Consider the following 12621-nt stretch of genomic DNA (forward strand, 5'->3'; position numbering starts at 1 on the left):
GGGTGCCGGCGCACCCGGTCAGCCGGAGACGCTGGCCGCGCCGGTCTCCAGGTGGCCGGTGAACCGCTGCGACCAGGTCGGGTCCGAGTCCACCGTCACGGTGAAGTCGTACCAGCCGCCGTTGTACGCCACCGCGTTGAAGAAGTCCGAGGCCGAGCCGCCGGCCGGCACCCGGTACGCCCACGGACCGTCGGTGCGGTAGTTGGTGGAGGTGACGGTGAAGGTGACCGGTGCGGTGCCGGTGTTGGTGAAGGAGAACCAGAGGGCGAGCTTGCCGGTGGTCGGCGCGGTCGCGTACGAGGAGGTGACCGACACCAGCTTGCCGGGCTTGGTGGCGTCGCCCTTGAAGCGGCGCAGGAAGCGGTTGGGGCCGACCACGCTCAGGTCGTACGGGCCGCCGCCGAAGCCGGTGCCGCAGTTGAAGAAGTCGCTGGTGGCGCCGCCCCCGTCGACGGTGTACTGCCAGGGGCCGCCGCTGCGGTGGGCATTGGCGTAGGCGGCGAGGTGCGCGGCGGCGGCGCCCTGGTTCGCCATGGCGATCCACACCTTCATGACGCCGCCCGAGCCGAACTCCAGCCGGTCGAGGTTGGCGTTGGGCTGGTACGGCAGGGCGCGGGCCGGCCGGGTGCCTGGCTCCTGCTGGGGCAGCTTGTTGTCGACGGGCGCCGGGTTGGGCAGCGGGCCGCAGGCCTCCATGCCGATGACGGCGTCGGTGTTCGGCAGGGCCGGCATGCCGTAGACGGGGTTCGCGAAGTCGAACATGCCGGTGAGGTCGCCGCAGACCTTGCGGCGCCAGGCGCTGATGTTGGGGCAGGTGGCGGGCCTGCCGACGGCGGCCGTCCACTTCTCCAGGAAGCGCAGCACCGAGGTGTGGTCGGAGACCTCGGAGCTGACCCAGCCGCCGCGGCTCCACGGGGATATCGCGATCAGCGGGACGCGGAAGCCGAGGCCGGTGTTGGTGCCCTTGCAGAACTCGCCGGGCGTCCCGGCCGGGGCGGCCGGCGGCGGCACGTGGTCGAAGAAGCCGTCGTTCTCGTCGTAGTTGAGGAACATGACGGTGGAGTCGAAGACCGCCGGGTCCGCGTTGAGCGCGTCCATCACCATGTGCACGAAGTGCGCGCCGTCGGCCGGGGTGGCGTACGGGTGCTCGGAGGAGGCCTGGTCGGCGACGATCCAGGACACCTGCGGGAGCGTGCCGGCGAGTACGTCGGCACGGATCGCGGCGGCGATGTCGTCCGGGGTCTTCCCGGTCTTCTTCGGCACGGAGCCCATGCCCTTGACCGCCAGCGGGCTGCCGGCCGGGGCGTCGGTGAACTGCTTGAAGTAGGCGAGGGCGTTGTCGCCGTAGTTGTCGGCGGCGTTCTGGTAGACCTTCCAGCTGACCCCGGCCGCCTCCAGCGCCTCGGCGTAGGTCTGCCAGCGCAGCCCGGACTCGTCGCCGCCGTCGTAGGCGGGGCCGCCGGCGGTGCCGTCCGGGTCGATCGTGCCGGACCAGTGGACGGTGCGGTTGGGGCCGGTCGCGCTGAGCACCGAACAGAAGTAGGCGTCGTTGACCGTCCAGTTGTCGGCCAGCGCGTAGTGGAAGGGGATGTCGGCGCGGGTCAGGTAGCCCAGCGTGCGGACGTTGCCCTTGGCGGCGACCCAGGAGTCGAGCTTGCCGCCGTTCCAGGCCCTGTGCTGGTCGGACCAGGCGTGCGCCAGGTCACCGTTGCACTGGGCGAGGCGCTCGGGGTCGGCGCCGCCGGCCGGCTTGGTGGCGCTGAACTGCCACGGGTACTGGCGGCCGAGGCCGTTGGGCTGGTTGAAGACGCTGTAGCCGCCGGCGATCTGGATCGCACTGCGGTCGGCGAAGCCGCGGACGCCCTTCAGGGTGCCGAAGTAGTGGTCGAAGCTGCGGTTCTCCTGCATCAGGACCACGATGTGCCGCGCATCGGCCAGGGTGCCGGTGGCGCCTGCCGCCGCCTCCGCGGCCACGGCCGGCTGGGTGCCGCCGCCGACCGCGGACCCGGCGACCGCGGCGCCCGCCGCCGCACTCGCCGACAGCGCCATGAACTTCCTACGACTCAGCTCAGCCATCGGGCCGCCGTCCCTTCGGTGATGCCAACCGGTGATGTTGTACGGACACGTTGCCGCGCCGTCGGACGCGGAGAATCGTCACGCAGCCCGGTGTGCCATGGCCATGCCCGTGCGCGAAGTTTGACGGAGTGTTCGCCGCCGCGTCGCCCGGCGACCTGCCGGTGAACGGGGATAGCGTGGCCGGTATGCGCATCGTCATCGCCGGTGGACACGGACAGATCGCCCTGCACCTGGAACGACTGCTGGCCGACCGCGGGGACACCCCGGTCGGGCTGGTCCGGCGCGCCGAACACGCCGACGACCTGCGGCAGCACGGCGCCGAACCGGTCGTGCTCGACCTGGAGGCCGTCGCCCCGAAGGGCCTCGCCGCCGTCCTCGACGGGGCGGACGCGGTCGTCTTCGCCGCCGGCGCCGGGCCCGGCAGCGGCGCCGCACGCAAGGACACCGTCGACCGGGCGGCCGCCGTCCTGCTCGCGGACGCCGCCGAACTGGCCGGGGTCCGGCGCTACCTGATGATCTCCACGGTGGGGGCGGACGCGGCGGCCCCGGACGGCGCCGACCCGGTCTTCGGCACCTACCTGCGCGCCAAGGGCGCCGCCGACGACGACCTGCGGGCGCGGGCCGCGCTGGACTGGACGGTGCTGCGGCCCGGCCCGCTCACCGACGGGCCCGGCACCGGGCGGGTGCTGCTCGCCGAGCACACCGGGCGCGGGCGGGTGCCGCGGGAGGACGTGGCGGCGGTGCTCGCCGCGCTGCTGGCCGAGCCCGCACCGGCGGTCGGACGGACGCTGGAGCTGGCCGCGGGCGAGCAGCCGGTCGCCGAGGCGGTCGCGGCACTCTGAGCTGCGCTTCGGCCGTTGCGGGCCGACTCCTTCCGGCTCAGTCCTTGACGGTGATGCCGAGGGCGTGGGCGAACTGCGGGGCCAGCTCGAACAGCTGGCCGGTGTTCAGCACGGCGCCGGAGAGGCCGAGGTGGCCATCGGGCAGGCCCAGCCGGACGGCGCCGCGCAGATCCACCTTCTCCATCCGCGCCCCGGCGAACCGGACCCCGTCCAGGGTGGTACCCGGCACCGACACCGAGGTCAGCTTCGCCTCGCCGAGGTCGACGTCGCGCAGCAGGCAGTCCTCGAAGACGACGTCGCGCAGCACCGCGCCGCGCAGGTTGACCGCCTCCAGCTTGCAGCCGCGCAGCACCACCCGGCGCAGCTGCGAGCCGTACCAGGAGATCCCGGCCAGCACCGAGCCGAGGAGGGACGCGTCCTGCCACTCGGTCTCGGCGAGGTCGGCGGCGACCAGGCGGCAGCCCTGCAGCCAGACCTCGTTCCAGCGGGCGGTGCGCAGACCGGTGCCGTCCAGCTCGACGCCGGTGAAGGCGCACTCCAGGAAGCTCGCGCCGCTCGCCCGGCCGTCGTACGCGCCGCCGTCGAAGTGCACGGTGTCGTAGCGGACGTCGCTCCGCAGGCCGCCGGTGTGCGGGCTCAGCAGCTCGGCGTACGGGAGGTCGGCGAGCTGCTCGGGGACGGCGGACATGGCGTGGCCGATCTGTGCGGGGGCGGACTGCTCTCCCGGCCATCCTGGCAGGCACCTCCGACAGCGCCCGCGGCCGCGACCGCCGGCCCGTGGACGGTGCGCGGTCAGCCGCGGCGGGCGCGGCGGGCGCGCAGCGTGATGCCGACCGCCACCGTCAGGGCGGCGACCAGCCCGGCCGCGAGGACCGCGTCGCGGCCCAGTGCCGTACAGGCCAGCACCAGCGCCGCCGAGGCCGGCAGCACCACCTGCTCTGCGCCCTGCTTGAAGTGCCGGGACTGCAGCAGCCAGACGGTCAGCAGGTAGAGCGCGGCCGGCACGGTGACCGCGGCGGCGGCCGCCACGGCAGAGATGTGCGCCTGGTGGACGGAGTACTCCACCACCACCTCCAGGCCCGCGCCGATCGCGGCCGCCGAGCCGAGCAGCAGGTAGTGGCCGTAGCCCCACAGGAAGGCCTCCCGGCTGGAGCGGAGGCGGTCGTGCACCGGCTCGGCGAAGTAGATCCACCAGGCCGCGAAGCACAGCAGGATGCCGCCGGCGGCGACCGGCAGCAGGTCGTCCAGGGCCTCGTGCTCGTCCAGCGCCGTCTGCACCGCGAGGGTGGCGGCCGCCACCGTCTCGCCCAGCACGATCAGGGTGAACAGTCCGTACCGCTCGGCGATGTGGTGCGGGTGCCAGGTGGTCTGCGCGGTGCGCTCGGCCAGCACCGGCACGGAGATCTCCGCCAGGATGCCGAGCGGGATCAGGTACGGGTAGGCGTTGTGCGGCACCAGCAGGATCAGCGCCCAGCCGATCTGGCAGAGGGTGATCCCGAGGGCGTAGCGCAGGGCCACCGTACGGGCCGGGCCGGTCTCGCAGGCCGCGGCGCGCAGCCACTGGGTGACCATGGCGAAGCGCATCAGCACGTAACCGACCACCGAGAGGACCAGGTCCTGGTTCTGGAACATCCGGGGCACGCCGGCCGCGAGCACCAGCACGCCGGTGATCTGCACCAGGGTGGTGAGCCGGTACGGCACGTCGTCCACGTCGTAGGCGGAGGCGAACCAGGTGAAATTCATCCAGGCCCACCAAATTGCAAAGAAAACGAACAAATAGCGCGGAACGGCGGTGCCGGCGTGGCCTTCCGCGAGGGCGTGCGCCAGCTGGACCCCGGCCTGGGCGACGGCCACCACGAAGCACAGGTCGAAGAAGAGCTCCAGCGGGGTGGCGGTGCGGTGCGGTTCGCTGCGGCCGCGCGGCGTCATCCGGCGGACCGGGCGGGAGTGCTGGAGGTGCGCCGGGAGCCGCTCCGCCGCGGCCCGGGGCTCGTCCGCGTCACTGGTCATGGTGCCGCCTTCGGTGGGGGTCGGGGCGATCTGCCCCGCGATCCTGGCATTCCTGCAGGCCCGGTGCACGCACCGGGCTGCGGTGCCGCCCGGCGGGCGGTGGCCGGCGACCGCCACCCGGGCGGCCCACGGCCGGTCGCCCGTCATCACACGGTTGACGCAGCAGTGCGCGATCCGGGTGACAGGACGGGGGCGCGCGGCGTGTGCCTGCCGAGGTTTCCGGGGCGCCCCTGCCCGCCCGATAGATTCCGTGGCGACTGGCACGACGACACATGGGCGGTCTGCGGGCAACGCGGAAGGTCAAGGCGGAGGTCGGAACACGGGGGCGGTCTCTCCGCACGGTCCCGCGCGCCGCGCTGCCTCGTGATCACCGCGCTGCCTGCCGGCGCGCCGACTGCGACACACCGCGACCGGGCGGACACGATTTCACTCGGCGGACGGCTGCGTGTAAAGTTCCGCAGGTCAGCAGGCGCCGCTAGCTCAGTTGGTTAGAGCAGCTGACTCTTAATCAGCGGGTCCGGGGTTCGAGTCCCTGGCGGCGCACAGACGGTCGAAGGCCCCTCGCGGAAGCGGGGGGCCTTCGGCGTTCCCCGGGCCGCCCGGGCAGAGCTCCGGGTCGGGCGCCGGGCGGGGCGCCGGTGGTGCGGGGCACCCCGCCGGAGCGTGTATTGTTTTCCACGTCAGCAGGCGCCGCTAGCTCAGTTGGTTAGAGCAGCTGACTCTTAATCAGCGGGTCCGGGGTTCGAGTCCCTGGCGGCGCACAGACGGTCGAAGGCCCCTCGCGGAAGCGGGGGGCCTTCGGCGTTCCCCGGGCCGCCTCAGCCGCGCAGCAGGCGGTGGAGGGAGTCCTTCGTCGCGGCCGTGAAGCGCTCGCGCTGCCCGTCCTCCAGCAGGTGGAGGGACAGGTAGGGGTTGAGGTCCTCCAGTTCGACGAGGAGCAGCTCGCCCTCGGGGGTGCGGCAGGCATCGACGCGCTGGATGCCGTGGTCGATGGTGTTCCAGTCCACGAAGTGCTGGGCGAAGGCGAGGTCGTCCCCGCCGGGCCGGTAGGGGGCGAGCTCCCAGCGGGCGTCCCGGTCGGGGGCGTGCAGCGCGTACTGGAACTCGCGGTCGACGAAGTAGAAGGACACCTCGTAGCGGAAGTCGATCCGCGGCTGGACGAGCACTCCGCCGCCGGCGCAGGCTTCGGCGATCCGTTCCGGCCCGACGAACTCCAGTCCGATCGAGTCGGCGCCGAGCTTCGGCTTCACCACGTACTCGGGGACCTCCGGCAGCCGGTGCAGCTCGTCCGGCGCGCCGGCGGTCGGTATCACGGGGTGCCCGCCGGCCGAGAGGTCGAGCAGGTACTGCTTGCCGGCCATGTCCGCGCGGCCGGTCAGCTCGTTGAACACCGGGGTGCCGCGCAGCAGCGCCTCGGCCCGGAAGGCCTCGTACTGCTCCTGGTAGTGCAGCACCGGGCCGCTGTTGCGCACCACGACGCCGTCGAAGGAGCCCATCAGGCCGGCCGCATCCAGCGGGTGGCAGAGGGCGACGGCGAAGTCGGTGCGCAGCGCCGCGGAGAGGTGGACGTCCTCGTCGCCGTAACGCCGGCCGCGGGCCGGATAGGTGAGGTCGGTCACGTACAGGATGCTCGGGCGGGCCATGGTGCTCCTCGTGCGGGCGGGTCCGGGCACCCTATCCCGGCCCCTTCGCGGCGGGGGCGCCGGCGAGGTGGCCGCCGAAAGGTGAGGGAACGGTAAGGAAAAATGGGACATAAGTCCCTAACGTCTGACAAGTCGATCAGGCAGGGTGGGACGGTCCGTGCCGTCCGACGGGTGAGCGACCTTTGCGGGGCTCGCAGGAAGGGATCTCCGGTGCCCCGTACTTCGCAGCAGACCGGTTCAGGCGTGCCCGCACGGCGGTGGTTCGGCCGCAGGACGGCCCGGCGCCGCACCGGCTGGCGCCGGCTGGTCCCGACCTGGCGGGCGGCGCTGGCCGGCTCGGTGGCCGCGGTGCTGCTCTCGGTCGGCCTGTTCGCACTGGGACTGGCCCTGGTGCAGGTGCCCGACGCGCACGCGGCCGCGACGGCGCAGAGCAACACCTGGCTCTACCAGGACGGCACGCTGATCGCCCGGACCGGGCAGACCAACCGGCAGAACGTGCCGCTCGACGGGATCTCCCCCGCCGCCCGGCAGGCCGCGCTCGCCGCCGAGGACCGGAACTTCTACCACGAGGGCGCGGTCAACGTGCAGGGCCTAACCCGGGCCGCCTTCCGCACCGCGACCGGCGGGAGCACCCAGGGCGGCTCCACGATCACCCAGCAGTACGTCAAGAACACCTACCTCAGCCAGAAGCAGAGCGTCACCCGCAAGGTGAAGGAGCTCTTCATCGCGATCAAGGTGGATGCGACCGAGAGCAAGGACGACATCCTCGCCGGGTATCTCAACACCTCGTACTACGGACGCGGCGCCTACGGCATCCAGGCCGCCGCGCAGGCGTACTTCGGCACCGACGCCGACCGCCTGAACGCCGCCCAGGGCGCCTACCTGGCCGCGCTGCTGAACGCCCCCAGCGCGTACGACGTCGCCACCGCGACCCCGCAGGGCCGGCAGAACGCCATGAACCGCTGGAACTACGTGCTGGACGGCATGGTCCAGCAGCACTGGCTGTCCGCCTCCGAGCGGGCCGCCACCTCCTTCCCCGACGTGAAGGAGCCGAAGAACGCACCGGGGCTGTCCGGGCAGGCCGGCTACCTGGTGGCCGCCGCCACCGACTACCTCACCTCGCAGCACGTCCTGAGCGACGCCCAGCTCGCCCAGGGCGGCTACACCATCACCCTCACCGTCGACTCCGAGCGGGAGCGGCAGCTGCAGGCCGCCGTCCGCAGCCAGCTCACCGACAACCTGGACCCGGCGAAGCGCAAGAAGGACGCCGACGCCCAGGCCGGCGCCGTCTCCGTGGACCCGAAGACCGGCGCGGTCGTCGCGCTCTACGGCGGCAGCGACGCCACCAGGCACTGGATCGACAACGCGACCCGCCAGGACTACCAGGCGGGCTCCACCTTCAAGGCGATCGCCCTCGCCGCCGCCCTCGACAGCGGGGCCCGCACCCAGGCGGGCCGCCGGATCACCGCCGACACCGTCTACGACGGCACCAGCGGCCGCCCGGTCCGCGGCGGCACCGGCACGCCGTACGCACCGCCGAACGAGGGCGGCAAGGACTACGGCCAGATCACCCTGCAGCAGGCCACCGACTGGTCGGTCAACTCGGTGTACGCCCAGCTCGCACAGGACACCGGCCTGGAGACCGTCCGGAAGACGGCCGTCGCGCTCGGACTGCCCGCCGACACCCCCGGCCTGAGCGCCGTGCCGTCCATCCCGCTCGGCGCGGCCACGCCCAGCGTGCTGCAGATGGCCGGTGCGTACGCGGCGCTCGACAACGACGGCAAGCAGATCACCCCGTGGCTGGTGAAGTCCGTCGAGGTCGAGGGCGAGCAGGTGCCGCTGCCCGCGCAGAGCACCACCCAGGCGGTCAGCACCGAGGCCGCCCGGGCCACCACCGCCATGCTCAGGGGCGTCGTCGACGACCCGGGCGGCACCGGCTGGCGGGCGGGCGCCCTGAACCGGCCGGTGGCCGGCAAGACCGGCACCACCGACAACTCCCGCTCGGTCTGGTTCGTCGGCTACACGCCGGAGCTGGTGACCGCGGTCGCCCTGTTCGGCCAGGACCCGGCCAGCGGCGCCCAGGTCACCCTGGACGGCATCGGAGGCACCGGCGAGGCCGCCGGCGGCCGCTACCCGGCGCTGATCTGGACGGCCTACATGAAGGCCGCGCTCGCCGGGCAGCCGGTGGGCGAGTTCACCCCGCCCAAGCAGGTCCGCTCCCGGCCGGCCGACCCGGCACCCAGCGGCACGCCGTCGGCCGCCCCCTCCGCAAGCCCGACCTCCCCGGCCGCCTCGGAGCCCGCCGGGGACGACGACGCCACCCGGCAGCCGGAGCGGCCGTGGGCGTCGAAGGGCGCCACTCCCGGCACAGGCCGTCCGGGAAGCTCGGGCACCGGCAGCACCGGCGGGTACGGGTCCGGCACGACCGACGGCGGGAGCGGACTGCTCGGGTACGGCTCCGGCACCGGATCGGACTCGGGCAGCGGTTCGGGCTCGGGCAGCGGTTCGGGCTCGGGGACGAGCGGCAGCACCGGCAGGACGGGCACGGGCACCTGGGGGTAGCGGCGGGCCCGGCGGGCGGGTCACGGCTCCGACCGAACGAGCACAGCACCAAAAGGTGAGATGGCGCCTTACCAAGGACGTCCGCGAACTGGCACAATGCGGCGGTGCACAGCTCACCACCCTCCCCGGCCCGCGGGATCGGCTCGCTCGGCCTCTCGCTCGCACTGCTCTCCGCCTTCGCCTTCGGCGGCTCCGGCACCGCCGCCAAGCCGCTGATCGAAGCCGGGCTCTCGCCGCTGCACGTGGTGTGGCTCCGGGTCGCGGGGGCGGCCCTGGTCCTGCTGCCGCTCGCGTACCGGCACCGGGCGGCCCTGTGGCAGCGCCCGGGCCTGCTGGTGGGCTTCGGCCTGCTGGCCGTGGCCGGTGTGCAGGCCTGCTACTTCGCGGCCATCTCCCGCATCCCGGTCGGCGTCGCCCTGCTGATCGAGTACCTCGGGCCGCCGCTGCTGCTCGCCTACGTGCGGCTCGTCCAGCGCAAGCCGGTCTCCCGCGGCGCCGCGATCGGCGCCGCCGTGGCCGTCACCGGCCTCGCCTGCGTGGTCGAGGTGTGGAACGGGCTCGGCTTCGACGCGCTCGGCGTCCTGTTCGCCCTCGGTGCGGCCTGCTGCCAGGTCGGCTACTTCGTCCTCGCCGACGCCGGCCGCCGCGGCGAGCGGCCGATCGACCCGATCGCCGTCAGCGCCTTCGGGCTGCTCATCGGCGCCGTCGTGCTCACCGCGTTCACCCGCCCGTGGGAGGCCGACTGGAGCCTGCTCGGCGGCTCGGTCACCATGAACGGCCACAGCCTGCCCGCGTTGCTGCCCGCCGCCTGGATGGTGCTGGTCGCCACCGTGCTGGCGTACCTGACCGGCGTGGTGGCCGTTCAGCACCTGTCACCGCCGGTGGCCGGTGTGGTGGCCAACCTGGAGGCCGTGGTCGCGACCGTCCTCGCCTGGGTCCTGCTCGGCGAGCACCTCGGCACCCCGCAGCTGCTCGGCGGCCTGCTCGTGCTCGTCGGCGCCTTCGCCGCCCAGACCAGCAAGCCCGCCGCTCCCGCCGCTCCTGCCGCTCCCGCTGCTCCCGCTGCTCCCGCTGAGGGACGCCGGCGGGACGGCGCTGCCGAGCCGCGGGACGAGCGGGACACCGGGCCGAGGAGCGAGCCCCGGGACTCGGTACGCGGCTCCGCCTGAACAGGCGGCTGCCCCGGCCGGGGTGTGTGCCGTTCGGCCGGGGCAGTCGGGGTGCGTCTCTGTGCAGGGGCGCCTCTCTGTGCAGGGGCGCCTCTCTGTGCAGGAGCGTGTCTCAGTGCAGCGGCGCGTCTCAGTGCAGGGTGCGGCCGGGACCCGTCAGCGGCCGGACCAGCCGAACCAGTCGAGGTGGCCGAGCGGCCAGACCACGGCGGCGGTGGGGCCGACCACGTTGGCCACCGGGACTGCACCGTCGCCGGGCCCGTCCCGGTGGTACCGGGAGTCGGCCGAGTTGCTGCGGTGGTCGCCCTCCACCCACAGATACCCCTGGGGCACCGTCACCGGGCCGAAGTCCAGCCCCGAACACGAGTCGTCGCCCTCGTGCAGGTACGGCTCCGCCACCGGGTGGCCGTCCACCCGCAGTACCGTGCCGGTGCACTGGACCGTCTGCCCGCCGGTCGCGATGACCCGCTTGACCAGGTAGTTGTCGTCCTTCGGCGGCAGCAGTCCGACGAAGCTCAGCAGGGCGTCGACCGCGCCGGGCAGGACGCCGTCGGAGTCCTGCCGGTCGGGCAGCCAGTTCCCGGGATCACGGAAGACCACCGGCTCCCCCGGCTGCGGCTCCCACCCGGTGAGGACGGCCAGCTTGTTGACCGCCACCCGGTCGTTGACCCGCAGCGTGTTCTCCATCGAGCCGGACGGGATGGTGAACACCTGGAACAGGCAGGTCTTGATCACGAGCGCCACCAGCAGCCCGACGGCCGCCATCACCGGCAGCTCGGCCCACCACGGCCAGCGCCGCCGGCGCACCGGCCGGGAGTCGGCGGCTTCCGCCGCTTGAGCCGTGCCCCTTCGGTCGGGCAGTGCGTCCTGGCCGGCGGCAGGCGCGTGCGGGCGCGGTTCTGGGCCGGTCGCGGGGTCCGCGTCCGGGGTGCCCACGTAGCTGGTCATCTGCTGTGCCACCCTCCGCGCCACCGCAGGCCGCCCGCCGGCCCGGCGGACCGATCGGCGGTGTGCCCCGCCGGTGGGTCGAGATCGCCGGTCGAAGAGAACAGCACGCTAGCGCCGGGGAGGCCACCGGCGAAATCCCGTCTTTAGCCGGAGCCGACACCGCCGGACCGGTCCGCTGCCGCGGCCGGCACTGCCGGGGCCGCGCGGGCCGGCGCAGGGACGGGACCGTCGGAGGTCTACCGGTCAGGAGCGGGCGATGGCCTCGTGGTGGCGGATGACCTCGGCGATGATGAAGTTCAGGAACTTCTCGGCGAAGACCGGGTCGAGGTGGGCGCCGGCGGCCAGCTCGCGCAGCCGCTTGATCTGCTCGCGCTCCCTGGCCGGATCGGCCGGGGGCAGCTTGTGGGCGGCCTTCAGCCGGCCGACCCGCTGGGTCGCCTTGAAGCGCTCGGCAAGCATGTGCACGACGGCCGCATCGATGTTGTCGATGCTCTCGCGCAGGCTGGTCAGCTCGGCACGCACCGCTTCGTCGATCCCCGCCGTGGTGTCGGCGGCGGGGTCGGTGGGCTGATCGGTCATCGGATGATCGCTCCGGAGCTTGCTGGGCTGGACACGCCCGGACGGCCGGTGACCGGCTCGGGCCTCGGCAAATCTAACAGGGGCGGCCCCGAGAACTCCCACCGTTCGGACCAGTCGTCCACCATCCGGACACTCCGCCGGACTCCGCGCGGCGGCTCCGGCAGAGCGCCGGTCGGGCGGAGAATCGCCGCGTAGGCTGGGCGCGGCGCAAGCCGGACGTGACGACCCAGCAGTTCCCCCAGCACAGGAGGTACCTGACCGTGGCAACCACCCGTACCGCACGCACCGCGTGGGAAGGCAACCTGCTCGAAGGCAAGGGCGTGGTGACGTTGGCCTCCTCCGGCATCGGGGAGTACCCGGTCTCCTGGCCGGCCCGTGCCGAGGCGCCCAACGGCAAGACCAGCCCGGAGGAGCTCATCGCCGCCGCCCACTCCTCCTGCTTCTCGATGGCCCTCTCCCACGGCCTCGCCGGCGCGGGCACCCCGCCCACCCGGCTGGACACCCAGGCGGACGTGACCTTCCAGCCCGGCACCGGCATCACCGGCATCCACCTCACGGTCACCGGCGAGGTCCCGGGCCTCGACGAGGCCGGCTTCGTGAAGGCCGCGGAGGACGCCAAGGCCAACTGCCCGGTGAGCAAGGCCCTCACCGGCACGACGATCACCCTCACGGCCAAGCTGGCCTGACCCGCGACACGCCGTCGGCGGCACCGTTCGAAAAATCCTCGGACGGCTCCGCCGGCACCCGGCGCGGTCGGCCTGCAGCCGCCACCCCGGGGGCCTGCCGCCGGGC

The 12621-nt window shown here is 73.5% G+C and carries 10 protein-coding genes and 2 tRNA genes; 6 read left to right on the plus strand and 6 right to left on the minus strand.

What is annotated here, in order from left to right; genetic code table 11:
• Positions 1 to 18 precede the first annotated feature (18 nt).
• Positions 19 to 2076 carry a phosphocholine-specific phospholipase C gene (locus ACQ614_RS13135; RefSeq protein WP_431678721.1) on the minus strand — a complete coding sequence of 686 codons (2058 nt, stop codon included), beginning with the start codon at positions 2074 to 2076 and terminating at the stop codon, positions 19 to 21.
• Positions 2077 to 2261: 185 nt separating this feature from the next.
• Between ACQ614_RS13135 and ACQ614_RS13140 the strand changes: the two genes are divergently transcribed.
• Positions 2262 to 2918 carry an NAD(P)H-binding protein gene (locus tag ACQ614_RS13140; protein ID WP_431678722.1) on the plus strand — a complete coding sequence of 219 codons (657 nt, stop codon included), beginning with the start codon at positions 2262 to 2264 and terminating at the stop codon, positions 2916 to 2918.
• Between the two features lie 37 nt (positions 2919 to 2955).
• Here ACQ614_RS13140 and ACQ614_RS13145 read toward each other — a convergent pair whose 3' ends face one another.
• Both ACQ614_RS13145 and ACQ614_RS13150 read right to left on the minus strand, forming a co-directional pair.
• A complete protein-coding gene (locus ACQ614_RS13145) occupies positions 2956 to 3606 on the minus strand; it encodes a pentapeptide repeat-containing protein (protein ID WP_431678723.1) in 651 nt (216 codons plus the stop codon).
• Positions 3607 to 3710: 104 nt separating this feature from the next.
• Positions 3711 to 4928, minus strand: a complete 1218-nt coding sequence (locus ACQ614_RS13150) for a low temperature requirement protein A (RefSeq protein WP_431678724.1) — start codon at positions 4926 to 4928, stop codon at positions 3711 to 3713.
• Positions 4929 to 5397: 469 nt separating this feature from the next.
• On the opposite strand from ACQ614_RS13150, the gene ACQ614_RS13155 reads away from it, so the two are divergent.
• A tRNA-Lys gene (locus ACQ614_RS13155) sits at positions 5398 to 5471 on the plus strand.
• A 144-nt stretch (positions 5472 to 5615) separates the two neighbouring features.
• Positions 5616 to 5689 (plus strand) — tRNA-Lys (locus ACQ614_RS13160).
• 57 nt (positions 5690 to 5746) lie between these two features.
• Here the strand turns inward: ACQ614_RS13160 and ACQ614_RS13165 are convergent.
• The gene (locus ACQ614_RS13165) at positions 5747 to 6571 is read right to left on the minus strand and encodes a hypothetical protein (protein ID WP_431678726.1); all 825 of its coding nucleotides are present in this window, start codon (positions 6569 to 6571) and stop codon (positions 5747 to 5749) included.
• 210 nt (positions 6572 to 6781) lie between these two features.
• On the opposite strand from ACQ614_RS13165, the gene ACQ614_RS13170 reads away from it, so the two are divergent.
• Both ACQ614_RS13170 and ACQ614_RS13175 read left to right on the plus strand, forming a co-directional pair.
• Positions 6782 to 9133: a transglycosylase domain-containing protein gene (locus ACQ614_RS13170; RefSeq protein WP_431678727.1), complete on the plus strand. Its 2352-nt coding sequence runs from the start codon at positions 6782 to 6784 to the stop codon at positions 9131 to 9133.
• A 104-nt stretch (positions 9134 to 9237) separates the two neighbouring features.
• Positions 9238 to 10302 (plus strand): EamA family transporter, encoded by a 1065-nt coding sequence (locus ACQ614_RS13175; RefSeq protein ID WP_431678728.1) that lies wholly within the window; start codon positions 9238 to 9240, stop codon positions 10300 to 10302.
• A gap of 156 nt (positions 10303 to 10458) precedes the next feature.
• Here ACQ614_RS13175 and lepB read toward each other — a convergent pair whose 3' ends face one another.
• Both lepB and ACQ614_RS13185 read right to left on the minus strand, forming a co-directional pair.
• Positions 10459 to 11250, minus strand: a complete 792-nt coding sequence (gene lepB, locus ACQ614_RS13180) for a signal peptidase I (RefSeq protein WP_431678729.1) — start codon at positions 11248 to 11250, stop codon at positions 10459 to 10461.
• 243 nt (positions 11251 to 11493) lie between these two features.
• Positions 11494 to 11829 carry a chorismate mutase gene (locus ACQ614_RS13185; protein ID WP_431678730.1) on the minus strand — a complete coding sequence of 112 codons (336 nt, stop codon included), beginning with the start codon at positions 11827 to 11829 and terminating at the stop codon, positions 11494 to 11496.
• Positions 11830 to 12089: 260 nt separating this feature from the next.
• Between ACQ614_RS13185 and ACQ614_RS13190 the strand changes: the two genes are divergently transcribed.
• The gene (locus ACQ614_RS13190) at positions 12090 to 12515 is read left to right on the plus strand and encodes an OsmC family protein (protein ID WP_363487505.1); all 426 of its coding nucleotides are present in this window, start codon (positions 12090 to 12092) and stop codon (positions 12513 to 12515) included.
• The last annotated feature ends 106 nt before the right edge of the window (positions 12516 to 12621 follow it).

Origin of the sequence: Kitasatospora dryopteridis, assembly GCF_050749075.1 — a bacterium.
Classification (GTDB): domain Bacteria; phylum Actinomycetota; class Actinomycetes; order Streptomycetales; family Streptomycetaceae; genus Kitasatospora.